The sequence below is a fragment of the Bacillus sp. 3G2 genome (genome assembly GCF_044324725.1).
Taxonomy (GTDB): Bacteria; Bacillota; Bacilli; order Bacillales; family Bacillaceae_G; genus Bacillus_A; species Bacillus_A mobilis.
Genome location: NZ_CP172246.1, coordinates 3,068,514 through 3,094,559, shown reverse-complemented (window position 1 = coordinate 3,094,559; position 26,046 = coordinate 3,068,514). Strand labels below are relative to the sequence as shown.

The window sequence follows — 26,046 nt, the reverse complement described above, 5'->3', positions numbered from 1 at the left end:
ATAAGAAAGCGTTGGTGAAAGAATGGAGCAGCAAAGAAATTGGTTACAAGCGACTGTAAAAAGAAATGAAGATAATACGTTATATATAAAGTGGGAAAATAATATAGAAGAAGTTCGTATTTACTGGAGTACTTCACCAGATCATATCGAAGAAAATGGAGAATTACTTGCAACGGTAAATGGAGAGTCATCATGTACAATTGAAAACCCTAGTGAAAATGAGCGTCCATATTTTAGACTAGTAGGAAGTAATGGACAAGCAGTGACAGTAGCTGAGCGTAGATTGCCATTACAAGGCGCGTTTAACTTCCGTGATATGGGAGGATATGAAACGACTGAAGGCCGTAAAGTAAAATGGGGTAAGTTGTACCGTTCTGAAGAATTAGCAGGACTAACAGAGTGGGATATCGACTATTTACAAAAGTCTGGCTTAAAGCTAATTTGTGACTACCGTACAGACTTTGAAGTGAAGCATAAGCCGAATCCAGAGATTACAGGTGCTCGTCAAGTGTGCCTACCAGTTATGCAAGATTTAGCGAAAGACTTGAACATAAATGAATTTTTCCAAGTTGGTGACCTTTCTATGTTAGGGAAGCCAGGTGAGTATCTTGTGAAAATGAATCAAGATTTCGTAAGTGGTAATGAAGCATTCGTGAGCTTCTTAAACTTAGCGCAAAACCCGGAAAACTTACCGTTAGTAAACCACTGTACAGCTGGAAAAGACCGTACTGGATTTGGATCAGCATTATTATTGCTTTTACTAGGTGTACCAGAAAAAACAGTAATGGAAGATTACTTACTAAGTAACGGCTTCCGTGAAAAGTTAAATGAAAAAATGATGGCCTTTTTAGGTGCAAAACTTCAAAACGATGAAAGTAGAGCGATATTAGGTGCGATGTTTGAAGCTCGTGCTGAGTATTTACAAGCTGCGATTGATGAAGTGAAAAAGCAATACGGTTCAGTTGAAGCGTATGCTGAAAAAGCACTTGGCTTTACGAAAGAGTCGTTAGAGGAAATGAAAGTGTTATTGTTAGAGGATAAATAAGAAGAAGGGAGGCTAACTGGATTAGCCTCCTGTTTCTATTATGAAATTTGTCGTTGCCTTATTATTCCTATGATAACTGGAATAGCTGTCCCAATTAACAATATCGGTAAAAATAATTTTCCGAAACCACCGCTCCAATCTAGAGCGATTGAAATGGTTTCAAATTGGATGAAAGCAAAAATAAGTAAACAGACATTTTTTAATTGATTTAGCATTTTTCTACTATTTAAATAAAACTCTTTAGCATTTGATTCATTCAGTCTTTGTGGATAGTTATGTACTTCTGGAAACTTTTCTAAAGTCTGCATTAAAAGGAGTATGAATAGTCCTATTCCTGGCAAAAGCAAAAGTTCCCACTTTGATCCCCAGCGATCTACAGCCCCATATGCGTTATAATGTGCGGGCACTTCCTCGGGCAATCTTCCCCAAATGATGATCAAAAAAATGATTGATCCAAAGAACAATGAATATCCAATGATATCTCCAATCCATTCACTTTTTGTTTTTTGGATTTGTACTTTAGGTCTTTCCCATGAATTTACTATGTTTTTCCGCCCCTTTCTATTCCTTTATTATCTTTTTAAAAATTAGATTCATTATCCAAATTATCTCAAATTTATAGTATTTTCACAATTAATTATTTTTGAATAACATGACTTGTGTTCCTTAAACAACTGTAAGATTTCTATACAGCTACTATTCATAAAGGAAAAAAGTTCGACTTAAGGGCGAATTAATGAGAAAATACAAGTTGTAAATAACGTACTAGTTGAGGAGATCATAATGAAATATAAAGTTATATTATTCGACGTAGATGATACATTATTAGATTTTCCTGAAACGGAAAGAAATGCATTGCATAACGCGTTTATACAGTTCGGGATGCCTACAGGGTATAATGATTATCTTGCAAGTTATAAAGAGATTAGTAATGGATTATGGAGAGACTTAGAAAATAAAATGATTACGCTAAGTGAATTAGCGGTAGATCGATTTAGACAACTATTTGTGCTTTATAATATAGAAGTAGATGCACAGCAATTTAGTGATGTATACCTTGAAAACTTAGGGAAAGAAGTACACCTTATAGAAGGTGCAGTGCAATTATGTGAGATACTACAAGATTGCAAGTTAGGTATTATTACGAATGGATATACGAAGGTGCAACAATCGAGAATTGGAAATTCGCCTTTATGCAATTTCTTTGATCATATTATTATTTCAGAAGAGGTTGGTCATCAAAAACCAGCACGTGAGATTTTTGATTATGCATTTGAAAAGTTTGGGATTACTGATAAATCAAGTGTACTAATGATTGGAGATTCGCTAACTTCTGATATGAAAGGCGGAGAAGATTACGGCATTGATACGTGTTGGTATAATCCAAGTTTGAAAGAAAATAGGGCAAGCATTAAGCCGACTTATGAAGTGAAGAGCCTGCTACAAATTTTAGAAATTGCGGAAGTGGCGAAAGAAAAGGTAGCTTCATTTTAAATGTGTTGATATTTGTTGGATCGTCGATATAATTTGAGTTGCGGTCAATATATAAGTATGATCGGTGTAATAACTAGAGGTGAGTGAAAGATGTTAACGTTTTTATTTGAGTTAGACAAGGCTATTCCGCAGAAGGATGAGCCAAAGTATGATGCGTATACAAAGGGTTTTATTGAAGGGGATTTAACGATTCACGCGAGTGATAGCGTATTTTTTCAGAAGTCATGTATGAAGGTCGCAGAGCTCGGCATTTATTTAGGACAGTGGATGGAACAAGTGCAACACGGTCAAAACGTACATATGAATTATGAAACGAGTGACCGTGAGGAAGTAATTCTCGGCTTCTTTTATGAAGAGGACGATCAGTGGAGAGTTTCTTCTAGTTGGCAGCAATTTGAACTTCAAGAGCGTATATCCACTACAACATTAGTAGAGAGCGTCGGGCGTTATTTATATGAGCTAAATAAGGAACTGCGCGCGATAGAATATCCTGTGACGTTTGATCAGTACTTAAGAGGAGAGCGAATGATGCAGCTTTCTTACAAACGACTGTGTGATAGTAAAGCGGATACGACGTCGATAGAAGTTTACAATGAAAGCGAAAGAGTAGGCGCAGTACGGGGCTATTATAAAAATACGTTGATGAAAGTGCTAGACTTTATTCCGAAGGTTGGTAGTAATATCATTTACGAAATAAAGGATAGTAAGGACAATATTCGCGTCATTGCAAAGGATGTAAGTAGGCAGCGTCAAAGAAGGATTTTAGTAACGTACATTGATCATAATGATGCGAAGCATGAAATACTTGTATGTGACGGAAAGTTACTAGATGCAAATTTCTTATTTACCTTTACATATAAGACAGAAGAATATGTTGTTCATAAAACTACAATTGGGCTTGGGAAGTTATTACGAAACGGCTATGTAATCGCAGATTGGAATATTCGTCTAGAGGAAGATATGTATGATATTGAGATGACTGTATATGATGAGGGTTATATAGAGGATCAATACTTATTATTAGGCGTATTTCATGCTGTTTTGTATGGGTGATAAATGAGAAATACCGGTGTTCTTTGTAAAAAGAATGCCGGTATTTTTAATTAATCCTCAAAAATAAAAATCTCATCAATCGTACTATGAAGTGCCTTTGCTATATCGTGAGCAAGCTGCAAGGAAGGGTTATATTTACCTTTTTCGAGATGGCTAATTGTTTCACGGCGTACACCAACAGTTTTCGCTAAATCTTCTTGTGTCATGTTCGATTTGGCGCGGTATTCTTTTATTTTCGTTACGAACGCCATGGCGCATCTTCCGTTTCATCAACAGGTTTATCGTAAAAGAATATAGAGAAGCCGAACGTAAGAATGAGTGTGCTGAAAATAAGAGCGATATCAATCTCTTGTAGCGTCGGATTTGGAAATAACATTTCAATAAACATAATGATAGCGGTAGTTAGTAATGTAACGATAAAGGCATTACGGCACGATTTATTGACGATTTGTTCAAATAGTTCATCGTGTTGAACCGTTCTATACGTTGTAAAAAAGGAGAAGAAACAAAACATAGTAAACAATCCTTTTTCATAAAAAAAGCCGAGAAATCCGAAGAAACCGAGAAATCCTAAATATTTAATCCAAGTTGTTTTCACGATAGATTCTCCTTTCAATGTTAGAAATAAAGTGAAACTTTAATCAGTGGGGGTTTTCTTCATCCCCCACTGATTATTAGTTGAACCAATCGGACTTTAATGGGCAGTTGATCCCCCACCTAACTTCTTTGCTTTCGCTGAATTTTGAGGTGGGGGTCTTACTGCCCATTAAAGCGGGATAAATCACATTATGTTATAAATATATCACATATAGAAATGTGTGATAATAATAGTTTTCCAATTCTTTTCATAATAATAGTAAAAAGAGGAAATATACTGCGAAATAAAGAGGATAATATTGTAAAATGGTTGTAAGGAAGGGGAGGAAGGAATGCTAACTTGGATCATGATCGTTGTATTACTTGTAGTCATTACTGTAGTGGCAACGGTGTTAATTGGGCGGAATGGTGATGCGAATTATAGTAAAGCGACAAAAGGGAATATTAAACGGCTGACGATAATCTATATTTTACTAGCTGTCGTTTTAATCGTTGGATTAGGCGTGTATATTTATTTTAAAGGTTAAAAAAACTGAAAAAATATAAAAATCTAAAAATAGAAGTATGCTATAATATTGATATAGTTATTTGGTAATTAAGGAAAGGATTGGATGGAATGATTGAAATTACGAATGTGTCGAAAAGTTATAATGGGTCTACCTATGCAGTAAAAGATTTAAGTTTATCTGTGCCTAGTGGAGAAATCTTTGGATTTTTAGGACCGAATGGTGCGGGTAAATCAACGACAATTAAGATGATTACTGGTATTCATGGGGTGGACAAAGGAACGATTACGATTAACGGTAAAGATATTATGAAAAATCCGATGGAAGCGAAAAAGACGTTTGGTTATGTTCCAGATAGCCCAGATATGTTTTTACGATTAAAGGGAATTGAATATTTAAACTTTATGGCAGATATGTATGAAGTGCCGAAAGAAGTACGACAAGAGCGAATTGAGTCTTTAGCGAAGAAATTTGATCTTTACAATGCGTTATCGGATCAAATTCAAAGTTACTCGCACGGTATGAGACAAAAAATCGTTATTATTGGTGTGCTCGTGCATGAGCCAGATGTATGGATTTTAGATGAACCATTAACAGGACTTGATCCGAAATCCGCATATATTTTAAAAGAGATGATGAGAGAACATGCGGATAAAGGAAAAATCGTATTTTTCTCGACACACGTATTAGAAGTGGCAGAAAAAATATGTGACCGCGTTGCAATTATTAATAAGGGAAATCTTCAGTTTAAAGGGAATTTAGATGAAATGAGAGATCATTTTAAATCCAATGAATCACTTGAAAAAATGTTCTTGGAGATGACGGGCAATGAGTAAAATTTGGACGTTAACGAAAGTATTATTGAAATTAAATTATGCAGATTTTATAACAGATAAGAAGAAGCGATGGGCGTATGTCTTTTCATTTGCAGCCATTTTATTTGTCGGCTTTTTAATCTTTGGTTCGATGACGCACGGAATGTATGAAGGGATGAAACATTTAGGGCAAGACCCAGGAATGATTATCGCAATGGGGCTTGCAATTGCGAGTATATGGGTATTTTTAATGAGCATAACGAACATTTTAACTGTATTTTACTATAGTAATGACATTGAAATGTTATTACCATTACCATTGAAACCAGCACAGATTATTTCGGCAAAATTTTTAACGGTATTAATTACACAATACGTAATGAGTTCATTTATTTTATTACCAATCTTTATTACGTATGGGTTAAAAAGTGGCGCATTTATTACATATTACATATACATGATTTTTATTTACTTACTTTTCCCGATTGTGCCGTTAGTATTAGCTTCCTTACTGATGACAGTTATTATGAGGTATACAAATATAGCGAAAAATAAAGATCGAGGCAATATATTTATTGGAATCGTAAGTATACTATTTATTGTAGGAATTAATGTATTTTTACAGTGGAAAAATAAAAGCTCGTTTTCTGAAGATGCACTTACGAATTATCTTGCGAACAACCAATCTTCACTTTTAGTACAAATGACTAATTATTTTCCAACTACATATTTCGGAGCAGTGGCATTAGTAGAAAATGCAAATTGGAAGGGTCCTTTATACGTAATCATCTTTGCACTTATTTCATTTGTATTCTTTGTGTTGTTTTATTACATTGCAGAGCGTACATATTTAAAAGGGGTTATTGGACTTTCAACGAGTACAGCAAAAAAAGAGGTTATTTCAGCAGAAGGTTTACAGAAATCAACGGTACAAAGTTCACATTTAAAAGCGTATGTGAAAAAAGAATTTAAAACGTTATTCCGTACACCACAATTTTTCTTAAATTGTATCGTACAAACTTTCGTTATGCCGATTATGTTATTCTTTGTTTTATTCGTGCAAGATGGAAACTTAAAGTGGATCACAGGGTATATTGATAATCCAAAATCAGCAGGTCTTGCAATTGGCGTTGGTCTTTGTGCATCGTTATTTTTAATGGGAAGTAACGTTATCGCAACAACATCATTTTCAAGAGATGGAAGTTCATGGTTTGTGAATCGTTATTTACCAGTAAAAGCTTCGGATATCTTTTTTGCAAAAGCGATAACGGCTTGGTTAATTAATGTGTTCATTCTAGCAGTATTCGGTATTACGATGGCAGTTGTAGCAGGAGTTTCACCAGTATTCATGATCCTTTGGTTTTTACTAAGTGCGAACGGGTTATTGTTAATTAATTTAATTGGTACACGCTGGGATGCACAAACTGCAGATATACATTGGGATACAGAGCAGAAATTATTTAAGAGCCGATATACAACTTTGTGGAATTTTTTAGCTAATATCTTTATAGCTTTAGTTATTGTAGCGGGAGTAAGTTTATTATACTTCTTCCTTCAAGTAGGACTGTGGGTTATGTTCATTGTTTTATTTGTATTGTTTACCATTGCCAACTATATTTTAATTAAAATATTAAAATTAGGTGCAGAACGCATATTGGCAAATATTGAATAAAAAGATAGATCCTCTGTATTCGTGCAGGGGATTTATCCATAGATGGAGGAGAAAAGGTGAAGAAAATAGCAATTGTAACAGGGGCAACTCGTCTGAATGGAATTGGTGCAGCTGTATGCAAGGTGCTTGCTCAAGAAGGGATAGACATTTTTTTCACGTACTGGTCTCAGTATGATAAAGCGATGCCGTGGGGAATGCATGACAAAGAGCCCTTTTTGTTGAAAGAGGAGATTGAAAGTTTAGGTGTTCGATGTGAAATGGCAGAAATCAATTTATCGCAGTCGTATTCGCCAAATCGTTTGTTTTATATGGTCTCAGAACGTTTAGGTGATCCATCTATTTTAATTAATAATGCAGCATATGCTACTCATACGAGAATTGAAGAATTAAATGTAGAACAGTTAGATAAACATTACACAGTGAATGTCCGTGCTACTATGTTATTAAGTTCATTATTTATTAAACATTATGCGCTGAAAACGAGTGGCAGTATTATTAATCTTACGTCAGGGCAGTCATTAGGACCAATGCCTGATGAACTAGCATACGTAGCGACGAAAGGAGCAATTGAAGCATTTACAAAATCAGTAGCACCAGTTGCGATGGAGAAGGGGATTACAGTAAATGCAGTTGATCCAGGACCAACGAATACAGGATGGATTACAGAGGAGCTGAAACATCATTTAGTATGGAAGTTTCCGCAAGGTAAAGTAGGAGAACCGGCGGATGCAGCACGCTTAATTTCTTTTTTAGTAAGTGAAGAAGCAAAATGGATTACGGGTCAAGTTATTCATTCAAATGGTGGTTACTCATAAATATATTATGTTAACAACTATTGAGAAACAAAAAAATGAAAGAAAATTTTATTTTTTTGTTTAAATAAAATGTCAGTAAAGATAAAAATTTGATAGGAGAGTATATCGTCATATGAAGATAGTATTTCTTCATGTGACAATATACTCTTTTTCTTTTGCTAGAGCGGAGAAAAATGTAGTAGAAGAAACTCGAATGTTCAAATAGGTTTATCAGTTTTTGTACGTATTATTATGAAGATTACTGTCGGAAAGATGGTAATTCATATGAAAAGGGATTTTTTAAGGGGAAATCGAATCGTAAAGGGGAGGATAAATAAAGTAAACATAGGGGGATTTATATGAAAATGAAAAAGGTCGCTATCGCATCGATAACAATTGGTACAATGCTTACTATGGCAGCTTGTAGTCCTTCAGCAGATAAAGAGAAAGACAAGAAAGAACAAGTAACAGCGCAAAATGAAGGAGAAGCAAAAACGACAAGTGCAGATGAGACATCAAAAACAACGAAAGATAATGAAAAAGAAACAAATACTTCTTCAAATGAAAAAACAGATAAAGATGCAAAAAATACGAAAGAATCATCAGGAACAGAAAGTAACGGTAAAACATCATCTCAAAATGAGAATGTGAAAACAAAAGAAAAAGAGACGACAGGAAAAACGAATGATCAAACGACTAGTGGAAAAACGACAGATCAAAGTACAAGTACAAACGCAAACGGAAAAACAACGAAAGATTCAAAGAAAAGCGTAGCTGTGAAAACAAATGTTAAAGAAGTTGCTGCATTAATTGAAAGCTTAGACAAGCAATTAGCTGCAAACCCTAAATTAGAAACAGTAAATAAACTTGGAAAACAAATTAATGAAAAGTGGGATGTAATCGAGAAAGAGTTAGAAGCATCACATCCAGCTGAATCTAAAACAATCGGACAAAGTATGTATCCGTTAATTGTAGGAGCGGAGAAAGAAAAAATTGATATTAATAAAATGAAATCATTAACGACGAAAACGAAAAAAGATTTAAATCAGTTATTGACGAAACTTTCGTAGTTTCAAAAGCCTACTTGTGAGTAGGCTTTTTTTAATTTGTTTCGATATTGTTCATTTTCGGTGGGCGTTAAGAAATTCATTTGAAAAGAACATCCCGATGAACAAAATAAAACCACTACGGACAATTCACAATGATAATTGTGACGCTAGCCATTGTTCCAGGAGAATCGAGAAGTGAAGCAGTAACGATTACTGTTCCAGGTCCATTTGCGGATAGAAATACAGCGGTAAAGTTACCAGATGCATTGGTGATGGTAGCAAGGGGAACCATGAAAGCAAGAGAAGGATTACTAAATGAAAAGCTGACTACTACCCCTGCAGCAGGACTACTATTTACTAATACTTGACCCGAAAAAAATAAAGTATTATTTCCTTGGGTGGATACACATGCTGTGGTTGCATTAGAAGTTAAGGTAATAGATGCAGGTCCAGCAGGAAGATTAAAACCAGTAGGCCCAGTAGCACCGGTGGGCCCAGTGTTTCCGGTAGGCCCAGTGTTTCCGGTAGGCCCAGTGTTTCCGGTAGGCCCAGTGTTTCCGGTAGGCCCGGTGTTTCCGATAGGTCCAGTGTTGCCAGTAGGCCCGGTGTTTCCGGTAGATCCAGTGTTTCCGGTAGGTCCAGTGTTGCCAGTAGCTCCGGGAGAACCAGTGGGTCCTGTAGGAAATTGAAAAGGTGGAACAGGTGGAAAGGTAGGCCCAATTAAACTTGGATTTAGTGCAGCAGAAGATAAGAACTTGTCCATTATATTTCACCTCTGAAAAGATCGTATTACTAATAGTAAATGTAGAAGTAGAACAAAGTGTTATGGACAAGTGATTGTATTTCAAGATTTTTGCGGCTAGCGTGGTGGGAAGAGAAACTAGCCGGAGTAGCATACTGAATTTTTGATGTAGCAACAATTCCTGTTGTGCGGCCCGAACGTATTGCACCTTCTAAGACGTTGGAAACTGGACGAAATTTGCATTCTTCTTCAACAAAAACTCTCCTCACATAAAACCTATTTGCCTTTTTAAGTTGTACGGTCATGTCAATAAAAAGAATCTTCTCTTTATTTTATGGGAACCATTTATAAAAAGGATGGTGATAAATATGACAATCGATCGAGTTTGTACAATTGGGCCAGCAAGTAATAATCAAGATACGTTAGCGCAGTTAATAAACAATGGCATGAAAATAGTGCGGTTGAATTTATCACATGGCACGCATGAAAGTCATAAAGATATTATTCATTTAGTCAAATCGTTAGATGATTCTATTAAAATTTTAGGCGATGTACAAGGTCCTAAAATAAGGTTAGGTGAAGTAAAAGGAGAACAAATTACACTTCAGGCGGGAGATTCTTTTACTTTGCATACGCAGCCAGTTACAGGGAGCAATAAGGAAGCAAGTGTTGATTATGAAGGAATCGCGAATGATGTGAAAGTTGGAAGTAGAATTTTAATGAATGATGGTGAAGTTGAGTTAATCGTTGAGAAGGTAAGTATGGATAAAATAGAAACAAAGGTGAAAACAGGTGGTAATATCTCCTCTCATAAAGGGGTGAACTTACCAGGAGCAATCGTTAGTTTACCAGCTATTACAGAGAAAGATAAAAAAGATATTCAGTTTCTTTTAGAAGAGGGTGTCGATTTTATCGCATGTTCTTTTGTGCGAAAAGCTGATCACATAAAAGAAATACGTGATTTTATACAGCAGCATAAAGAAACTTCGCCAAATTTAATTGCTAAAATAGAAACGATGGAAGCAATCGAGAATTTTCAAGAGATATGTAAAGAAGCAGACGGAATTATGATTGCAAGGGGCGATTTAGGAGTAGAGTTGCCGTATCAATTTATTCCACTCTTGCAGAAAATGATGATTCAGGAATGTAATCGAACGAATACATATGTTATTACAGCAACTCAAATGCTTCAATCTATGGTAGATCATTCTATTCCAACAAGAGCTGAGGTGACTGATGTGTTTCAAGCTGTGCTAGACGGGACAAATGCTGTTATGCTTTCTGCTGAAAGTGCATCCGGCGAGCACCCGGTTGAGAGTGTAAAAACATTGCGTCTCGTTTCTGAATTCGCTGAGCATGTGAAGAAAGATGGTCCTTTTGTGATGAAAGATGTACTGGAATTGCTGCATGAGTCTCTATATGAGTGATAAAGTGAAACTTTAATCAGTGGGGGGGTTGTCCATCTCCCACTGATTATTAGTTGAACCAATCGGGCTTTTACGGGCAGTTGATCTCCTACCTAACTCCTCCCCATTTGCTGAATTTTGAGGTGGGAGTCTTACTGCCCGGCGAATAGCGGGATAAATAAAAAGAGGGCGGATATGCATCCGCCCTCGTGTTTTTCATTCCTATTCTTCTTGTTCTTGCTCATCCAAAATTTTATCAAAAGCAGCAGATACTTTATCAAACTCTTCATCATTTTCAATGTATGAAAACTCATTATCTTCTTCTACTTTTAAAAAGAAAATATCAATGTCTTCCTCAGATTCTGTTTGAATGTCCTCTACGAAGGCAACTGCGATATATTCAGCACCTTCAACATCCATCGCTCCAAGTACTTCTACTTCCTGATCCTCATTATTCTCATCACTAAGTGTAAACACTTCGCCAACTTCAATATCAGACATATTCATTCTCCTCCTGTTCAACTCTAAAAAATAGAGCGTTTAAACTGCATACATACTAATATATCTTTCCATGAAAAATCAATTTCATACATTGGAAAAACAACTGATTCTTCTTTAGAGTACGTAAATAGCTATAAGGAGTTTTATTAGTGAGTGCTATATTACTTAATCCATTCAACAATTGTATCCATAGTCTGTCTTGTTTTATCACGCTTTGGATCTTCTTTACGGTAACCAAAGGCAACCATAACAGACACTTCAAGATTATCGCCTTGTATAATACCTTCTTGACGAAGTAAAGAATCTACTTTCTCTTTATCAAATCCTTCTATTGGACAAGAATCAATGCCAATTTGAGCTGCACTCGTCATCATATTACCTAAAGCGATATAAGATTGCTTAGATGCCCAATCAAATACAGCACGATCGGATTGTAATAAGTTAAAATCTGATTCCTGGAACTTTTTGAAGAATTCATATCTAATTTTCTGAGTGTCTTCAGGTAATCCAATAATATCGTTCATCATATATTTAATATACTCTGCATCATAATGCATATCTTTAATATTTCTTGAAAGAACAATAACAAAGTGACTAGCTGTTGCAAGTTGCCCACCAGCGCCCCATGAATACGGTTGTAGTTTTTCTCTTAATTCTTTATTTTGTACGACAATAAATTTCCATGGTTCATAACCAAAAGAAGAAGGAGATAATCTGCCTGTTTCTAAAATGAATTTAAAATCCTCTTCTGAAATTTTGTGCATAGGATCGAACTCCTTACATGCATGTCTGAAATGGAAAGCCTCCATAATTTTTTCTTTTGTAATTTGTTTTGTATTTGTCATAAAAGTCCCTCTTTTCATTAATTTGTTTTTGTAAGTAAATTATATTTTTAAAGTAACATAGATACAAGTACGCACATTTATGTGTTATAGTATCAAAAAAGATACTATTGGTAAGGGAAGGGATTTATGATGGATTGTTCGAATGAAAATAATATGAATTACCCATTTCTAAATAAATATTCTTGTCCAGTGGAAGCTATGGTTGAGGTTATTGGTGGAAAATGGAAAGGGGTTATTTTGTATCATTTATTAGATGGTACAAAGAGATTTAATGAATTAAAAAGATTAAAACCTAATATCACACAAAGAATGCTAACACTACAGCTGAGAGAACTTGAAGCGGATGGCATTATACATCGTGAAGTGTACCGTGAAGTGCCTCCGAAAGTAGAATATTCGTTAACGGAACTTGGTGAATCACTGCGTCCAATGATTCTATTAATGATGGAATGGGCAACTCATAATATGGAGAAAGTTTTGGAGAGTAGGAATACGAAAAACAATAGTTAAGAGTTGTAGAAATAAAAGGTGTTTTCCATGCGGGAAGACACCTTTTATTTCTATATTTTTTACTTTTTAACTTCAACTGCTGAAATGGCTACTACTGCACCTACTATTAATTTTTTAAGCATGCATTCATCTCCTTTAAACTTAGATATTTTTGTGTAACTAAAATGTATGTTAATTCATCTTAATTGTAAATATTTAGAATTTCGTAAAATTAAAACAGAATATTCTTTTATTAATTTGAAGTAAGGAATACAAATTTAAATAAAAAAGATTTACTTAAAAAGTAAATCCTTTTTGGGTGTTAGCAATAAGTTTAGTTTGTAAGATTAATTTTGTAATTTGCTAACCTAATTCAAAACTCTACTGATTAAAGTTTTATTTTATCCAGCTATGAATCATACACTTCTTTTGCATTCATAGAAACAGCGTCTAATAAAAGGAAAACGGCCGCTATAATATGTAGAACGATGTCTATATAAGGAAAGAAGGCAATGAGAGTAACGATAATACCGATATAATGAGGGGACGTATTCATGCCTGCTTTTTTAGATAATAAAATAGTAGTGATATGTAAAGCAATCAATAGTAGTAAAGGTATCCCATAAAGGTTAACACGACTTAGAAATAAAAAACAAAAAGGAATCAATAAAAGATGATAGATCCCTGTGGTCCACTTTAGTGCTTGTATGTAAGTTTTCAAAGTAAATCCTCCTAAAATCATTCATATCTATATATTACCAAAAATAATAGGTGATTGGATATTAAATACTTGTGGTTTTTAGTAGAATGTAATTATTTTATGTAAACTAATTGTTTCGTTATCTATAAAATAGAAAAACCACCCAAACGAGGGTGGTTCGTATTATAAATAACTATTTAAAGAAGAAAGGGGAACCTTCACCTCACTACCTTCCTTCATATTCCGCAGCACAACGGTTTCTGTACTAAGTTCTTCTTCTCCAATAATAAGCACATAAGGGATATTCTCTTTATTTGCATAATTAAGGGCGCGTTTTAATTTGCGTCCTGCTAGTTCGAGTTCGACTTTTAAGGAAGTGGTAGCACGTAATTGCTGGGCAATTTGTAAACATTGTAATTCTGTCCCGAGTGGGATGATAAATACATCCGCTGTAGATGATATCGTTTCTTTCTGTGAGAGTGCTGTATAAATAACGTCTAAACCGAATGAAATGCCGACTGTTGGATAGCTCATATTATCGCCACGGAATGCCCCAATAATATTATCGTATCGACCGCCGCTACCAATGCTGGATGTAATTGAGGCGTTTTTTAGAAAGATTTCATATACGGTGCCTGTGTACATTGTAAGTCCTCGTGCTAAAAATGGATTGAATATAGCATTCTCATTTATTCCAAGGGCGATTAAATATTGCTGTAATTGTTGTAATTCGTTTACTCCATCGGTAACGAGTGGAGTATTGAAAGATTCTTTAAAGTCAGCAATTGTAAGCTCTAGACAAGATAAAACGGTATTACATATCGTATCAGCCATTTCTTCAGAAATTCCGCGCTCTAATACATCTTTTCTTACACCATCAATCCCAATCTTTTCGATTTTATCTAATGATAAAATGACGTCACTCGTTCGTTCAGTAGGGATGTTAATGGACTCGAGAATACCATTTAACAATTTTCGGTTATTATATTGGATCGTTACTTCTAAGTTTAACGTTCGGAACAGTTCAAACGCCATGCTCATAAGTTCCGCTTCTGCCATAACTGATTCTACACCGACTATATCAACGTCACATTGAATGAACTCACGAAATCTTCCTTGTTTAATTGGCCCATCTCGAAATACTTTCCCAATTTCATACCGTTTAAAAGGAAGGCGGATGTTCGGATTCATTGCCACGACTTTTGCGAATGGAATGGTTAAATCGTAGCGTAAGGCAAGGTCGCGTTTTCCTTGATCCCTAAGCGTATATATTTCTTTTAAAATTTCATCGCCACCGCCGTACTTGTAAGACATAAGCTCATACATATTTAACGTTGGTGTTTCTAACGGTTTACATCCGTATCGTTCGAACGTGTCTTCACAAGCTCTTTTAATTTTATTTCGCAACACTTGTTCCTCTGGTAAATAGTCTTTCGTTCCTTTTACATTTTTCATTTCCATTATAATCACTCCTTTTTTAAATTAAAGAAAGCTATGCAGGTATAAAAATACCCACATAGCTTTATGAACGCTTCGTGGGTCAACAGGAAAAGCCCTGTACCCACGAAGAAAAAATTTTCTTCGGATACACGGCGTTACGTATGATGATGAAGTTGGAAAGAAGTATTAATATTTCGCATGACAAATCTCTCCTTAACATAAGTTTTTCCAAATTATATCAGATGATTTTTGAATTATCAATATTTTTAGTTTTGAAATATACGTGAAGTTATGTAGGAGAAATGGAAAAGGGTGTATAATAAAACTTAATAATATGAAATAACCTTTTAAGGAGACCGTTATGAAAAAAGATAAAACAAATGCGATGCGAATATTAGATAAAGAAAAAATTGAATATTCGATGATGTCATATGATCCAGACGATGGAAAAATTGATGGTATATCAGTAGCTGAAAAAATTGGACGAGAAGTGCGAGAAGTATATAAAACGTTAATCGCTCAAGGGAATAGTAAAAATTATCATGTGTTTATCATCCCGGTAGATGAAGAACTAAATTTAAAAGCTGCTGCAAAAGCGGTAAGTGAAAAAAAGATTGAAATGATTCCTGTAAAAGATATTACGAAAGTGTCAGGATACATTCGCGGTGGTTGTTCACCAGTAGGGATGAAGAAGTTATTTTCAACATGCATTGATGAGAGTGCGCAATCGCTTGAAACGATCATAGTAAGCGGCGGGAAAATTGGTATACAAATCGAGCTGAAAGTGGATGACTTGGCGAACGTGACGAGAGCACAGTTTGGTGAAATAACGAAATAATGATACATAGGAAAAGAAGTTCTAGTTTTATTAAATTTAGATAATGGTTTATAGGGAAATTAGTCTGTTTTATCTTAGAAAGGTGTAGATTTTTTTGAATACAAAATTAATCATAGTAGAAGGGCTTCCTGGCTTTGGGAAATCCACCACTGCAAGCTTGCTTTACGATATTCTAATTGAAAAAAATATTGACGTTGAGTTATTTCTTGAAGGGAATCCAGACCACCCTGCTGATTATGATGGGGTATCTTGTTTTGATAAAAGTGAATTCGAAAGTTTGTTAGTGAATAGTGGTGATTTTAGGGCAGTAATTAGTGATAGAGCCACGAAGCGTGAAAACAATTATGTATTGCCATATAAAAAAATTAGAAGTGAATACAACTCTAATTTTCCTGAAAATTTATTAAATACCATTTTCAAAAATGATATTTATGAATTACCGCTAGAGAGGAATATTGAATTAATAACTGAAAAATGGAGGGATTTTGTTGAAATAGCCAACACCGAAAATAAAATTTATATTTTTGAATGTTGCTTCATACAAAATCCATTAACAATCGGGATGGTTAAATATGGTGAAAAAAAAGAGAAAGTCATAAGTTATATTAATGCATTAGCGAAAATCATAGAGAAATTAAATCCAGTATTGTTTTATATAGAACAAGATGATTTGGAATTCTCATTCAGAAAGGTATTTAATGAAAGAGATAAAGAATGGTCTGCTGGATTTATTGAGTATTATACAAATCAAGGGTATGGGAAAATGAAAGGCTATCACGGTTTAGACGGAACAATTAAAGTTTTAGAAGCAAGAAGAGATATTGAAAGAGAAATATTTAATATGTTAAATATAAAAAAGACAAAAATTGATAATTCACAGTATGAAGCTATCAAATATAAGTCAATGATAATTGAAAAATTGAAATCACTTGAAATTCTAGATTAAAGTAGTGTTTTAATTGAGCCAGAAACTAAAAATTTTTAACTTCCGCTTTTGAAAATTATGCAAATAAGCTGTTCACTGGATTTACATAGAAAACTGTGTTGAAATGAAATGTTTGATTTTGAAGTACTTCAAAATCTTAACTAGATGGCTATGTATCGGTACCCCACAATAAAAAGGAAGGAACATATCAAATATGTTCCTTCCTTTGATTTTATCCCGGGTAGTAAGACCCCCGCCTCAAAATTCAGCGGAAGCAAAGAAGTTAAGTGGAGGTCGGGCTGCCAGTATTTTGGAAAAATCCCACGCTAAGAGTATGCAAGATTTTATACAGTTTTTTGGCTAATCCAGTAACAAACAAGAACGCTAAAATCGCGTTAGGATAGGAATGTATAAAAAATGTATAGATTCATAGAACTAAAAAAAGATTCCCTTGTGAGAGCAGGGTTCTCCTTTTTCTTTACTACTGATAATAGGACGTTATGTTAACTTCACATGTATATAATATACAGGAAAAATTTTCTTATAAGCGCATTATCTAAGTGATACAATTAGGAAAAGGGAGGTATATGTATGAAAAAGGGTTCTATAAGAAGAATATTCCTGAAGGAATGGACGTTTACTCTGGTACTGATAACAATTTTCCTTAATGTTTATATCCAAAAAACAGGTATAGCACACATTTCCCTTCTCAAATTACTGTTTATTCCGATTATCTTTATCGTTGCTCATTTCAGAGATAAGAAATTTGCAAAGTATGCAAGTTAAGCATAGGAGGGGGCAACAACATTTCGCGAATTTTGTAGGCTAAGGCATAAGGTAGTCATTGATTGAAAAAATTTCCTAGGATTTTATAAATACAAAAACCCACGAGGAATATTCTTTAAAGGAGAGTAATTACTTTATGTTAAGAGAATGGATAAATAAGGTGAAAGAACCTAAGTGTATTCATAAATATAACTTTATTAAAACTCAAGATAGTGAAAATTTTAAAACAGGACAGATCGGTACAGTTAGTTTTTATAAGTGTGAAAAGTGTGGAAAAGAAAAGATTGAATATAAATATAACAGTGATATAAATAGTGACTATTGGAATATATAAGGTAAATTGTTTAATGAAACGGAGATTTACTAATATTAATTATTCACTATCAAAAATGAAAAAAAGATTGCTGTAATACTAAAAATTAGCTTCCTATAACGAAAATCATGCAAATAAGCTGTTCACTGGATTCCCATAGAAAACTGTGGTGAGATGAAATGTTTGATTTTGCAGCACTTCAAAATCTTAGCTAGATGGCTATGTATCGGATCCCAAAATAAAAAGGCAGGAACATATCAAATATGTTCCTGCCTTTCATTTTAGAGAGATGTTTCCTAACAGTTGATTTTGTTAACGAAAGTCGACTTTAAATCCATATTTTGTATAGAATATAGTACATATAATAAAAGTATGAGGTGATACAGTGAGAGAGATTCAGATTCATAAAATTATTGCGGATAAGAGAAAAGAAAAAGGAATTACACAAGAAGAGTTAGCGGCGTATATCGGTATTACGAAGGCATCTGTTTCCAAATGGGAGACGGGGCAGAGTTATCCAGATATAACATTTTTACCACTGTTAGCATCGTACTTTCACATAAGTATTGATGAACTAATTAGTTATACACCACAAATGGAGCAGGAAGATATTAAAAATTTATATCATAGACTCGCAGAAGCTTTTAGTGAAAAACCGTTTGATGAAGTGATGATAGAGTGCAGAGGAATAATTAAAAAATATTATTCTTGTTTTCCATTTTTACTTCAAATGGGACTACTTTTTATTAATCACCATATGTTAACAGAGGATACGGATAAAAGAATTGAAATTTTAGAAGAGGCAATGCATCTCTTTAGAAGGGTGCAGGAAGAAAGTGATGATGTTTCTCTTGTGAAAGAGGCGGTATCGTTTCAAGCAACTTGCTATCTTATACTCAATAAACCGGATGAAGTATTGCAATTGCTTGGCGAAACGATACGTCCTAACGTTCCAGAGGAAGATCTAATCGCACAAGCGTATCAAATGCTTGGAAATGCTGAAAAGGCAAATGAAATAATGCAAATTAGTATGTATCAACATTTAATACAACTCGTTGCGACAATACCGAATTATGTAGTAGTAAATGCCTCAAGCGCTGAAAAGGTAGAATTGATTTTAAATAGAGCTTTTATGTTAATAGACGTGTATGAAATAGAAAAACTACATCCCAATATGACTTTAAAAGTATACTATGCTGCTGCACAAGTATATTGCATGCAAGGGAATTTTGAAAGAGCATTAGAAATGTTACGGAAATATGCAGCGGTTTGTGCGGCGAGCTTTACAGTAAATAGTCTACATTTACATGGAGATTCCTATTTTGATGCGATTGATGGATGGTTTGCAGAGTTTCCACTTGGTGCTAAAACAGTTAGAAATGAAGAGATTATAAAGCGAAGCATGTTACAAAGTATTGCAGAGAATCCAGTTTTCGCTCCTGTTAAAGATGTAAGAGAGTATAAAAATATAATAGCGAGTTTGAAATTTAAATTAGATATAACTGAATAGAAGGAGGGTTCATATAATGACCTTTGACGAATATGGAGTAGCGATAAAGAGTGAATTTACGTTGCAAGGTACAATTACTAAACCAAAAGCTGATGGGAAGTATGCGGCTGTTGTCATTATTGCTGGATCTGGGGAGATTGATCGTAATGGAACGATATTACCGTTAAAGCTTGAGTCGAACATATATATAGATTTAGCCCATGTAATTGCGAAGCTTGGAGTAGTAACGCTCCGCTTTGATAAGCGCGGAGTAGGAAAGAGTGACGGAGAAATTCTGAAGACTGGAATGTGGGATTTAGTTAGTGATATAGAGGCCATGATTACGTATTTAAAAGCACAACCATTTGTTGATTCGGAAAATATCATTTTAGCTGGTCATAGTGAAGGATGTATGTTGGCAACAGTAGTAAATGCAAGAACACCAGTTAATGGACTCATCCTTCTTACAGGAGCTGCGGAATCATTAGAAGAGGCTACGAAAAGACAAAGAGAGATTATTTATAAAGAGTTAAAAGAGCAAAAAGGAATAAAAGGAAAGTTAATGCGTCTTCTCAATATTGAGAAGCGAGGAGAAAAGCAGGCGCAAAAAGCAACAGAGAAAATGATAAACTCAAAAAAAGATATTGTAAAAATTGGTTTTAAGCCAATGAATGCAAAATGGCTTAGAGAGCATTTTCAGCATGACATCTATAAAGATTTACAACAAGTAACATGTCCAGTGCTAGCGATTGCTGGTGATAAAGACTTTCAGGCGAATCCTGAAAAAGCGAAGCGAATTGGTGATTATGTGAAAGGTGATTCTGAAGTATATGTAATAAAAAATATGGATCATACCTTGAAATATTTTGGGGGTGATTTTAAGGCGTTGGAATTTAAGAAGATTTATGCGGAAGGTGCAGATAAGCCACTTCACCCGCAGCTGGAAGAAATCATTGTGAATTGGATGGATACGCATTTTGTCTCGCCGCATGCTGGTAGTAAGACGCCCTTATCTAAATTAGGTGGAGAGTAACTGCCTGTAAAAGTCCGATTGGTGAGGGTTAATTAAAGTTTCACTTTATATAGGCATTTAGGGTACCGTCTAACGGAAGACTTAATTTCAGTATATTTTTCTGGACTTATCGTTCCGGAAAAAATATACTGAATTATATGATAGGAGGTGTTATTAAATGGGGAGAAAGATTAGTTTTAACAAAGAACAAGCTTTAAATAAAGCGATGCATTTATTCTGGGAGAAAGGTTATGATGCTACATATATATCAGATCTTATTGAAACGATGGGCATAAGTCGCTCTACTCTCTACGATAGTTTTGGAGATAAGGATGCATTATTTAAACTGGTTTTAGAACAGTATAAAAACTATGGATCTCAAAAGAGAAGTTTACTTTTTAGTGGGATAGACATGAAAGAATCACTTACATCCTTTTTTTATCAACATATTGAAAAATGTTATTCAGATGACATTCCAAAGGGGTGTATTATAACAAATTCTTCACTGCTTATTGGAAAAATTGATCCTGCCATAGAAGAAATACTCATAAATGATTTTAATGAACTTGAAAAAGTATTTAAGCAAGTTATCGAAGAAGGAAAAAAGAAAGGCGAAATTTCACAAGAGGCTGATACTGAATTAGTTGCATATTCTTTATTAAGTTTAAATCATAGCCTTAATATAATGGCCAAATATAAAAAAGAGAAATATCTAGCCTATAATTTAGTGGATAAGACTATTGAAGAACTATAGTCTTTCTTTTTTAATGATTTCGGAATGAACGTTCCAAAAAGGAAAGGGATGATAACGTTGACTAAAAAGACAAATTTTCTAATATTCATTTTGGCAATTAGTTGTGGATCACTTGTTGCAAATATTTATTATGCACAGCCAATTGTGCAATTCATTGCAAAGGACTTGAATATCTCCTCTGATTTATCTGGATTGCTCACTACTTTGACACAAATTGGGTATGGATTGGGATTGTTTTTTATCGTACCAATGGCAGATTTATTCAAAAGTAAGAAAATAATAGGGATTCTTATCGGGCTTACTATTCTTTCATTAATTGGTACGCTAATTTCGACGAATGGAATTCTTTTTTTACTATTAACAACTATAATTGGCATTGGAGCCTGCGCGGCTCAAATGTTAGTTCCGCTAACAATGAGGATTGTGCCTATTGAAGAGACAGGTAAATATGTGGGGAAAGTAATGAGTGGTTTATTGATTGGGATTATGATTGCTCGTCCATTATCTATCGGAATAGCTGAGTGGTTTGGCTGGAGAATGGTATTTCTTTTTTCATTAATAGTCTTAGTTGTTGTCTTACTGTTAATTATAAAATTTTTACCCAACTATGAAGTAATATCGACTAGTAACATGTTATATCCAAATTTAATAGCTTCTATGGTAAAACTACTACTACATACTTCTTCGTTACAACAAAGAGCTTTTTATCACGCATGTTTATTCGCAACATTTAGTCTGTATTGGACAGTTATTCCAATCTTATTAAGGTCAGAGCCGCTACATTTCTCAAATAATGAAATTGCATTGTTTGGCTTTGTTGCAATAGCTGGAGCTTTATTAACTCCTACTATTGGTAAAATCGCAGATAAAGGCTATATATTTACAATGACTAATGTATCAATGGTACTCGTATTTTTATCTGTCGTACTATTGTTTTTTGTTCAAGATCATTCACTATTTAGTGTAATTTTAATACTTATCTCAGGGATTTGCATCGATATTGGTGTAGCAGGAAATTTATTATTAGGCCAAAAAGTTATCTTTAGTTTGAATCCGGAGATAAGAAACAGGTTGAATGGATTATATATGACTATTTTCTTTTTGGGAGGAGCTTTTGGTTCGTGGATTGGAAGTTATACGTATTATAAAATTAATAGTGAAGTAGCTTTACTCATTGGAGCAGCTTTTCCTTTAATCGCCTTATTCGTTCATTTCATAAAGAATAATACAAAAAAAATATGGAAAACCAAAAGTAAATACATATCTTGACTATTCATTTTTCTAAAAAGTCAGGGTTAAAATTCAATTTTGGGATATCTTTGATGGGCATGGGGATCGTCACATGTCCATCAAGCTAATTAAAGTTTCTTTTACACAGATAGAAAGGAATTGAAATCATGAGAAAATCAATAAAAAGTGAATTAATTGGAATGTTTATCTTTAATGAAACTTTTCATTCTTATAAGATAATGGTGAAATAATAGGTAGAGAGTTACATAGTTTTAACGTATTATCCGAAAGAAATCTCCTTCCTGGGGCGTGTGAAAGGCGATAGTCTAGCGGTAGGTGGATTTAGTTTAGTATTTAGAATATAAGTTTTTTGGTGGTATTTTTTACTTTTAGATGGATGAAAAAATAATTAATCTTTTAAAAACGAACATTAAATATAATTTCAGTAAAAATATTCGCATTTATATTGCGTGAGCACTAAAAGTTTGATATATTACCAATATAATAATTTTATACATAATTACTCGTATATACTCGGTAATATGGTCCGAGCGTTTCTACCTAGTTCCCAATGAAAGAACTGGACTACGGGTTAAAGTAGTCGGTTGTGCTGTTCAATGAGCGCTACCGATCTATAATTTTGCATTTGTTTTACCTTATGCTTAATTAACTTTGACTATCGTAGTTCTAGAAAGTAGAGATTCTTCTACAATTTCTAGAACTTTTTTGTTTGGACCAAAAGTATCGAGTATGGAAAACAACAAGAGAAAGAGGAGATTATTTATGAAGAAGAATACGTTGAAAAAATGTGCTGACCTAGTAACTACTGCTGCATTGTCATTCTCGATACTTGCGGGATGTAATGTGAGTCCGAAACAAGTTGAGGCAAAAAGCAATCAAAAACCAATATTAATTCAAGGTCCAATGCCGATAGAAGCTGAAAAGTTTGCGAAAAGGCTAAAAAATGTGAAGGAAGAAAAATCTGGAACTTTCGTATTTTATAAAGGAACTGTCGATAATTATCCTGTAATCGTAGCGAAAACCGGTAAAGGAATGGAAAATACAGCAGCCGCTACAGCAGTGGCTATTGAAAAATATAAGCCTATAGCGATTATTAACCAAGGAACATCAGGTGGACATGATCCTAATTTAAATGTATTTGATATTGTTTTAGGAAAAAAAGTCGCGAATATAGGTTCATTAAAAACAACAAATATGGATGAGAATCAAGGGATTGAACCGACAAAATGGATTTCAATGGACTTAATGGCTTCTGAAGGAAGTGCAGGAGAAGATCCAAATGCTGAGAAAATCCGATACTACGAGGGAGATAAGGATTTACTTGCAGCAGCTAATGCGGTAAAAGATAAATATACAAAAGGTAAAGTGGTTGAAGGGACTATAGGTTCAGCAGATCTTTGGAATAATGAAGTGGATAGAATTAAGTGGTTCCATACAAAATACGGAACATCTGTAGAAGAAATGGAAGGTGCTGCAGCGGCGCAAATTGCAAAAGCTTACGATGTACCATTTTTAGGGATTCGAGTATTATCTAACAATAAAACAAACGGCGGAAAATACAATCCAAATACAGCGGCGGCAAATCAAGAATATGTATATGAAGTAGTTAAAAAATATATAGATTCAATGCAAAGTAAATAGTAGTAGTTCTGTCCCAGCATAAACGTCAAGTAACTGTAAATGTTTTCGAGATGGATAAAATTGTCTTAGGAATGGTAGTTGAAAAAGAAAAGCTTGTTTCTTATAAAAAATATAAGAAACAAGCTTTTTATTTAAAATAAATTGGGTAATTAAACTATAACATCAATATGTATTGTTGAATATCATAATAATATAATGGAGGTGATGTTATATGGCTCTTACTACAGGACCAATTGAAAACGTAGGAAATCAACCTGCTAATGCAAATAGAGTTAGGGTGAAGATCCTTAACCGTACTGCGGGCCCACTTACTGGAGTAGCTAGAGTATTTAGACTTGACGGTTCATTAGCATTAATTGAACAGGTAAACTTCAATGTGAATTCTAATGCTTCTACTTTTGCAACTCTAAGTCTAGTTCATCCTGCTTTTGGACAAGCATTTGAATATGAAGTTCAAATTGTTCCTAATCAACCTGGTGGACTTTATAGTGTTTATGGACTAACAGCTGAAAGTGTTATCATTACTGCACAACGTGTTGTGAACTCAGAATTGACACAGTTTCTTTAATTAAAATAGATTGGTGCCTTACATGGTATCCAATCTATTTTTGTACTTATTTTTCAGAGGAAAAAGGGTTTTACACAAAAAATAAAGACAGTTATAGAAAAAAGAAAAGTCGAACGATTTATCAAATATGCGTAATTGCATAAAAAAATTGAAATTTATAAGTTAACATTAAACTACTTTTTAATTGTAAAGAATATTTTAATAATCATTACTAGAGAAGGATATTCCTTGAGAAGTAGATAAACCAAAAGTTTGGAAATAATACAGACTCAATAGAGTTTTGTATTAAATAAAAAGAAAAGGATGGGTATGGCTTTCTAAAAGTTTTTGGGGGTTAGAAAGCATTTTGTAGTTAATAGCTTCAAATTATATTTTAAAGGGGAAATGGGTATATGAAGTTTCGAAATACAAAGCTTGCTATGGTTACACTATCTTCATTTTTTATTTTAGGTACTGCATCTCTTTCATTTACAAATATCATACACGGTGAAGTAGCTTCTGCATCACCACAAGAGATTACTGTAAAAAGCTATGGTAATACATATTATAATAATGCAATAGGAAAAACGGGTTTAGAATTAAAGAAGGAACTTCATAATATTATTGATGATCATACAAAGTTATCATACAGTGCGGTTTGGGAAGCACTAAGAGATACTGATGAAGATCCAAATAATAAAAACAATGTGATACTCTTATATACTGGGCGTTCGCAAGGGAAACTTACGAATGGTTCAGGAGTTGATAATTGGAACCGAGAGCATGTTTGGGCAAAATCTCACGGTGATTTTGGAACGACTGCAGGAGCTGGAACAGATTTGCATCATTTAAGAGCGACGGATGTATCTGTAAATAGCTCACGTGGAAATCTGGATTTTGATAATGGTGGTGTGAATCATTCGGAAGCGACAGAATGTAAATACGATAGTGATTCTTGGGAACCTCGTGATAGTGTAAAAGGAGATATCGCTAGAATGCTATTTTACATGGCTGTTCGTTATGAAGGAGACAACGGCGAAATAGATTTAGAACTAAATGAAAAGGTGAATAACAATAAAGACCCATACATGGGCAAACTATCCGTTTTACTAAAATGGAATGAGCAAGACCCGGTCGATGATTTAGAGCGAAAGCGTAATGAAGTGATTTTTACGAAATATCAACATAATCGTAATCCTTTTATTGATCATCCGGAATGGGTAAATAAAATTTGGAACTAAAATACTTAAAGGTATTTTACTTTGAGAGAAGGGATTGATCACTATGATCAATCCCTGTTTATATCTATACTAGAATAAGTGATTTTTATAGGGTTGGAGAG

At 34.2% G+C, this 26,046-nt stretch carries 29 protein-coding genes, 2 pseudogenes and 1 riboswitch; of the genes and pseudogenes, 22 read left to right on the top strand and 9 right to left on the bottom strand.

What is annotated here, in order from left to right; all coding sequences use genetic code 11:
- Positions 1–22 precede the first annotated feature (22 nt).
- Positions 23–1,045 carry a tyrosine-protein phosphatase gene (locus ACHZK0_RS15890; RefSeq protein WP_395760652.1) on the top strand — a complete coding sequence of 341 codons (1,023 nt, stop codon included), beginning with the start codon at positions 23–25 and terminating at the stop codon, positions 1,043–1,045.
- A gap of 38 nt (positions 1,046–1,083) precedes the next feature.
- On the opposite strand, the gene ACHZK0_RS15885 is transcribed toward ACHZK0_RS15890, so the two are convergent.
- Positions 1,084–1,509: a DUF1648 domain-containing protein gene (locus tag ACHZK0_RS15885; protein WP_395760651.1), complete on the bottom strand. Its 426-nt coding sequence runs from the start codon at positions 1,507–1,509 to the stop codon at positions 1,084–1,086.
- A 319-nt stretch (positions 1,510–1,828) separates the two neighbouring features.
- Here ACHZK0_RS15885 and ACHZK0_RS15880 point away from each other — a divergent pair, with 319 nt between their 5' ends.
- Together ACHZK0_RS15880 and ACHZK0_RS15875 are read left to right on the top strand one after the other, a co-directional pair.
- Positions 1,829–2,539, top strand: a complete 711-nt coding sequence (locus ACHZK0_RS15880) for a YjjG family noncanonical pyrimidine nucleotidase (RefSeq protein ID WP_395760650.1) — start codon at positions 1,829–1,831, stop codon at positions 2,537–2,539.
- A gap of 90 nt (positions 2,540–2,629) precedes the next feature.
- The gene (locus ACHZK0_RS15875) at positions 2,630–3,592 is read left to right on the top strand and encodes a cytoplasmic protein (RefSeq protein WP_262741724.1); all 963 of its coding nucleotides are present in this window, start codon (positions 2,630–2,632) and stop codon (positions 3,590–3,592) included.
- Between the two features lie 50 nt (positions 3,593–3,642).
- On the opposite strand, the gene ACHZK0_RS15870 is transcribed toward ACHZK0_RS15875, so the two are convergent.
- Complete coding sequence (locus tag ACHZK0_RS15870; RefSeq protein WP_061678929.1) at positions 3,643–3,843, bottom strand: helix-turn-helix transcriptional regulator; 201 nt, start codon at positions 3,841–3,843, stop codon at positions 3,643–3,645.
- Positions 3,831–4,190, bottom strand: coding sequence for a DUF3796 domain-containing protein (locus ACHZK0_RS15865; RefSeq protein WP_395760649.1), 360 nt, complete (start codon positions 4,188–4,190; stop codon positions 3,831–3,833). Before ACHZK0_RS15865 ends, ACHZK0_RS15870 begins: the two co-directional genes overlap by 13 nt.
- Positions 4,191–4,521: 331 nt before the next feature.
- On the opposite strand from ACHZK0_RS15865, the gene ACHZK0_RS15860 reads away from it, so the two are divergent.
- The 7 genes from ACHZK0_RS15860 (at position 4,522) to ACHZK0_RS15830 (ending at position 9,714) form a co-directional block, all read left to right on the top strand.
- Positions 4,522–4,716: a hypothetical protein gene (locus ACHZK0_RS15860; protein WP_061680295.1), complete on the top strand. Its 195-nt coding sequence runs from the start codon at positions 4,522–4,524 to the stop codon at positions 4,714–4,716.
- An 89-nt stretch (positions 4,717–4,805) separates the two neighbouring features.
- Positions 4,806–5,531, top strand: a complete 726-nt coding sequence (locus ACHZK0_RS15855) for an ABC transporter ATP-binding protein (RefSeq protein ID WP_000570199.1) — start codon at positions 4,806–4,808, stop codon at positions 5,529–5,531.
- A complete protein-coding gene (locus ACHZK0_RS15850) occupies positions 5,524–7,182 on the top strand; it encodes a putative ABC transporter permease subunit (RefSeq protein ID WP_375810382.1) in 1,659 nt (552 codons plus the stop codon). Before ACHZK0_RS15855 ends, ACHZK0_RS15850 begins: the two co-directional genes overlap by 8 nt.
- Positions 7,183–7,238: 56 nt before the next feature.
- Positions 7,239–7,997, top strand: a complete 759-nt coding sequence (locus ACHZK0_RS15845) for an SDR family oxidoreductase (protein ID WP_395760648.1) — start codon at positions 7,239–7,241, stop codon at positions 7,995–7,997.
- A gap of 338 nt (positions 7,998–8,335) precedes the next feature.
- Entirely contained in the window at positions 8,336–9,046 is a 711-nt protein-coding gene (locus ACHZK0_RS15840) for a hypothetical protein (RefSeq protein ID WP_262741182.1), read from the top strand.
- A gap of 131 nt (positions 9,047–9,177) precedes the next feature.
- Positions 9,178–9,393 carry a hypothetical protein gene (locus ACHZK0_RS15835; RefSeq protein ID WP_262741183.1) on the top strand — a complete coding sequence of 72 codons (216 nt, stop codon included), beginning with the start codon at positions 9,178–9,180 and terminating at the stop codon, positions 9,391–9,393.
- 45 nt (positions 9,394–9,438) lie between these two features.
- Entirely contained in the window at positions 9,439–9,714 is a 276-nt protein-coding gene (locus ACHZK0_RS15830; protein WP_395760647.1) for a hypothetical protein, read from the top strand.
- 17 nt (positions 9,715–9,731) lie between these two features.
- Here ACHZK0_RS15830 and ACHZK0_RS15825 read toward each other — a convergent pair.
- Both ACHZK0_RS15825 and ACHZK0_RS15820 read right to left on the bottom strand, forming a co-directional pair.
- A pseudogene (locus ACHZK0_RS15825) lies at positions 9,732–9,788 on the bottom strand (exosporium leader peptide-containing protein); the annotation flags it as partial.
- 77 nt (positions 9,789–9,865) lie between these two features.
- A pseudogene (locus ACHZK0_RS15820) lies at positions 9,866–10,021 on the bottom strand (alkaline phosphatase); the annotation flags it as partial.
- 102 nt (positions 10,022–10,123) lie between these two features.
- Between ACHZK0_RS15820 and ACHZK0_RS15815 the strand changes: the two are divergent.
- The gene (locus tag ACHZK0_RS15815) at positions 10,124–11,194 is read left to right on the top strand and encodes a pyruvate kinase (RefSeq protein ID WP_395760646.1); all 1,071 of its coding nucleotides are present in this window, start codon (positions 10,124–10,126) and stop codon (positions 11,192–11,194) included.
- Positions 11,195–11,395: 201 nt separating this feature from the next.
- On the opposite strand, the gene ACHZK0_RS15810 is transcribed toward ACHZK0_RS15815, so the two are convergent.
- Entirely contained in the window at positions 11,396–11,680 is a 285-nt protein-coding gene (locus ACHZK0_RS15810; RefSeq protein ID WP_073515676.1) for a DUF1292 domain-containing protein, read from the bottom strand.
- 155 nt (positions 11,681–11,835) lie between these two features.
- Positions 11,836–12,519 carry an NAD(P)H-dependent oxidoreductase gene (locus ACHZK0_RS15805; protein WP_270607234.1) on the bottom strand — a complete coding sequence of 228 codons (684 nt, stop codon included), beginning with the start codon at positions 12,517–12,519 and terminating at the stop codon, positions 11,836–11,838.
- Positions 12,520–12,648: 129 nt separating this feature from the next.
- Between ACHZK0_RS15805 and ACHZK0_RS15800 the strand changes: the two genes are divergently transcribed.
- On the top strand, positions 12,649–13,029 hold the full coding sequence (locus tag ACHZK0_RS15800; RefSeq protein WP_395761728.1) for a winged helix-turn-helix transcriptional regulator: 381 nt from the start codon (positions 12,649–12,651) through the stop codon (positions 13,027–13,029).
- Between the two features lie 388 nt (positions 13,030–13,417).
- On the opposite strand, the gene ACHZK0_RS15795 is transcribed toward ACHZK0_RS15800, so the two are convergent.
- On the bottom strand, positions 13,418–13,729 hold the full coding sequence (locus ACHZK0_RS15795) for a hypothetical protein (protein WP_395760645.1): 312 nt from the start codon (positions 13,727–13,729) through the stop codon (positions 13,418–13,420).
- A gap of 162 nt (positions 13,730–13,891) precedes the next feature.
- Positions 13,892–15,169 carry a histidine--tRNA ligase gene (locus ACHZK0_RS15790; protein ID WP_395760644.1) on the bottom strand — a complete coding sequence of 426 codons (1,278 nt, stop codon included), beginning with the start codon at positions 15,167–15,169 and terminating at the stop codon, positions 13,892–13,894.
- A gap of 340 nt (positions 15,170–15,509) precedes the next feature.
- Here ACHZK0_RS15790 and ybaK point away from each other — a divergent pair, with 340 nt between their 5' ends.
- From ybaK to ACHZK0_RS15740, 10 genes are all read left to right on the top strand, one after another.
- The gene (gene ybaK / locus ACHZK0_RS15785) at positions 15,510–15,986 is read left to right on the top strand and encodes a Cys-tRNA(Pro) deacylase (RefSeq protein ID WP_395760643.1); all 477 of its coding nucleotides are present in this window, start codon (positions 15,510–15,512) and stop codon (positions 15,984–15,986) included.
- Positions 15,987–16,080: 94 nt separating this feature from the next.
- Complete coding sequence (locus ACHZK0_RS15780) at positions 16,081–16,932, top strand: hypothetical protein (RefSeq protein ID WP_395760642.1); 852 nt, start codon at positions 16,081–16,083, stop codon at positions 16,930–16,932.
- A 901-nt stretch (positions 16,933–17,833) separates the two neighbouring features.
- A complete protein-coding gene (locus ACHZK0_RS15775; RefSeq protein WP_395760641.1) occupies positions 17,834–18,031 on the top strand; it encodes a hypothetical protein in 198 nt (65 codons plus the stop codon).
- A 364-nt stretch (positions 18,032–18,395) separates the two neighbouring features.
- Positions 18,396–19,520: a helix-turn-helix domain-containing protein gene (locus ACHZK0_RS15770; RefSeq protein WP_395760640.1), complete on the top strand. Its 1,125-nt coding sequence runs from the start codon at positions 18,396–18,398 to the stop codon at positions 19,518–19,520.
- Between the two features lie 16 nt (positions 19,521–19,536).
- The gene (locus tag ACHZK0_RS15765) at positions 19,537–20,532 is read left to right on the top strand and encodes an alpha/beta hydrolase family protein (RefSeq protein ID WP_395760639.1); all 996 of its coding nucleotides are present in this window, start codon (positions 19,537–19,539) and stop codon (positions 20,530–20,532) included.
- 157 nt (positions 20,533–20,689) lie between these two features.
- Positions 20,690–21,265, top strand: a complete 576-nt coding sequence (locus ACHZK0_RS15760) for a TetR/AcrR family transcriptional regulator (RefSeq protein WP_395760638.1) — start codon at positions 20,690–20,692, stop codon at positions 21,263–21,265.
- Between the two features lie 48 nt (positions 21,266–21,313).
- Complete coding sequence (locus tag ACHZK0_RS15755) at positions 21,314–22,534, top strand: MFS transporter (RefSeq protein WP_270607388.1); 1,221 nt, start codon at positions 21,314–21,316, stop codon at positions 22,532–22,534.
- A gap of 465 nt (positions 22,535–22,999) precedes the next feature.
- Positions 23,000–23,103: riboswitch (purine riboswitch) on the top strand.
- 175 nt (positions 23,104–23,278) lie between these two features.
- Positions 23,279–24,157 (top strand): 5'-methylthioadenosine/S-adenosylhomocysteine nucleosidase, encoded by an 879-nt coding sequence (locus ACHZK0_RS15750; protein ID WP_395760637.1) that lies wholly within the window; start codon positions 23,279–23,281, stop codon positions 24,155–24,157.
- A 211-nt stretch (positions 24,158–24,368) separates the two neighbouring features.
- Positions 24,369–24,725 carry a hypothetical protein gene (locus tag ACHZK0_RS15745; RefSeq protein WP_001229419.1) on the top strand — a complete coding sequence of 119 codons (357 nt, stop codon included), beginning with the start codon at positions 24,369–24,371 and terminating at the stop codon, positions 24,723–24,725.
- A gap of 392 nt (positions 24,726–25,117) precedes the next feature.
- Positions 25,118–25,945, top strand: coding sequence for an endonuclease I family protein (locus tag ACHZK0_RS15740; RefSeq protein WP_395760636.1), 828 nt, complete (start codon positions 25,118–25,120; stop codon positions 25,943–25,945).
- The last annotated feature ends 101 nt before the right edge of the window (positions 25,946–26,046 follow it).

What these genes read in the sequence shown, in the direction of transcription:
- ACHZK0_RS15890 (WP_395760652.1), top strand. Translation starts at nt 23, where the DNA reads ATGGAGCAGCAAAGAAATTGGTTACAAGCGACTGTAAAAAGAAATGAA.
- ACHZK0_RS15880 (WP_395760650.1), top strand. Translation starts at nt 1,829, where the DNA reads ATGAAATATAAAGTTATATTATTCGACGTAGATGATACATTATTAGAT.
- ACHZK0_RS15875 (WP_262741724.1), top strand. Translation starts at nt 2,630, where the DNA reads ATGTTAACGTTTTTATTTGAGTTAGACAAGGCTATTCCGCAGAAGGAT.
- ACHZK0_RS15870 (WP_061678929.1), bottom strand. Translation starts at nt 3,843, where the DNA reads ATGGCGTTCGTAACGAAAATAAAAGAATACCGCGCCAAATCGAACATG.
- ACHZK0_RS15860 (WP_061680295.1), top strand. Translation starts at nt 4,522, where the DNA reads ATGCTAACTTGGATCATGATCGTTGTATTACTTGTAGTCATTACTGTA.
- ACHZK0_RS15855 (WP_000570199.1), top strand. Translation starts at nt 4,806, where the DNA reads ATGATTGAAATTACGAATGTGTCGAAAAGTTATAATGGGTCTACCTAT.
- ACHZK0_RS15850 (WP_375810382.1), top strand. Translation starts at nt 5,524, where the DNA reads ATGAGTAAAATTTGGACGTTAACGAAAGTATTATTGAAATTAAATTAT.
- ACHZK0_RS15840 (WP_262741182.1), top strand. Translation starts at nt 8,336, where the DNA reads ATGAAAATGAAAAAGGTCGCTATCGCATCGATAACAATTGGTACAATG.
- ACHZK0_RS15835 (WP_262741183.1), top strand. Translation starts at nt 9,178, where the DNA reads ATGATAATTGTGACGCTAGCCATTGTTCCAGGAGAATCGAGAAGTGAA.
- ACHZK0_RS15815 (WP_395760646.1), top strand. Translation starts at nt 10,124, where the DNA reads ATGGTGATAAATATGACAATCGATCGAGTTTGTACAATTGGGCCAGCA.
- ACHZK0_RS15810 (WP_073515676.1), bottom strand. Translation starts at nt 11,680, where the DNA reads ATGAATATGTCTGATATTGAAGTTGGCGAAGTGTTTACACTTAGTGAT.
- ACHZK0_RS15805 (WP_270607234.1), bottom strand. Translation starts at nt 12,519, where the DNA reads ATGACAAATACAAAACAAATTACAAAAGAAAAAATTATGGAGGCTTTC.
- ACHZK0_RS15800 (WP_395761728.1), top strand. Translation starts at nt 12,649, where the DNA reads ATGGATTGTTCGAATGAAAATAATATGAATTACCCATTTCTAAATAAA.
- ACHZK0_RS15790 (WP_395760644.1), bottom strand. Translation starts at nt 15,169, where the DNA reads ATGGAAATGAAAAATGTAAAAGGAACGAAAGACTATTTACCAGAGGAA.
- ybaK (WP_395760643.1), top strand. Translation starts at nt 15,510, where the DNA reads ATGAAAAAAGATAAAACAAATGCGATGCGAATATTAGATAAAGAAAAA.
- ACHZK0_RS15775 (WP_395760641.1), top strand. Translation starts at nt 17,834, where the DNA reads ATGTTAAGAGAATGGATAAATAAGGTGAAAGAACCTAAGTGTATTCAT.
- ACHZK0_RS15765 (WP_395760639.1), top strand. Translation starts at nt 19,537, where the DNA reads ATGACCTTTGACGAATATGGAGTAGCGATAAAGAGTGAATTTACGTTG.
- ACHZK0_RS15760 (WP_395760638.1), top strand. Translation starts at nt 20,690, where the DNA reads ATGGGGAGAAAGATTAGTTTTAACAAAGAACAAGCTTTAAATAAAGCG.
- ACHZK0_RS15755 (WP_270607388.1), top strand. Translation starts at nt 21,314, where the DNA reads ATGATAACGTTGACTAAAAAGACAAATTTTCTAATATTCATTTTGGCA.
- ACHZK0_RS15750 (WP_395760637.1), top strand. Translation starts at nt 23,279, where the DNA reads ATGAAGAAGAATACGTTGAAAAAATGTGCTGACCTAGTAACTACTGCT.
- ACHZK0_RS15745 (WP_001229419.1), top strand. Translation starts at nt 24,369, where the DNA reads ATGGCTCTTACTACAGGACCAATTGAAAACGTAGGAAATCAACCTGCT.
- ACHZK0_RS15740 (WP_395760636.1), top strand. Translation starts at nt 25,118, where the DNA reads ATGAAGTTTCGAAATACAAAGCTTGCTATGGTTACACTATCTTCATTT.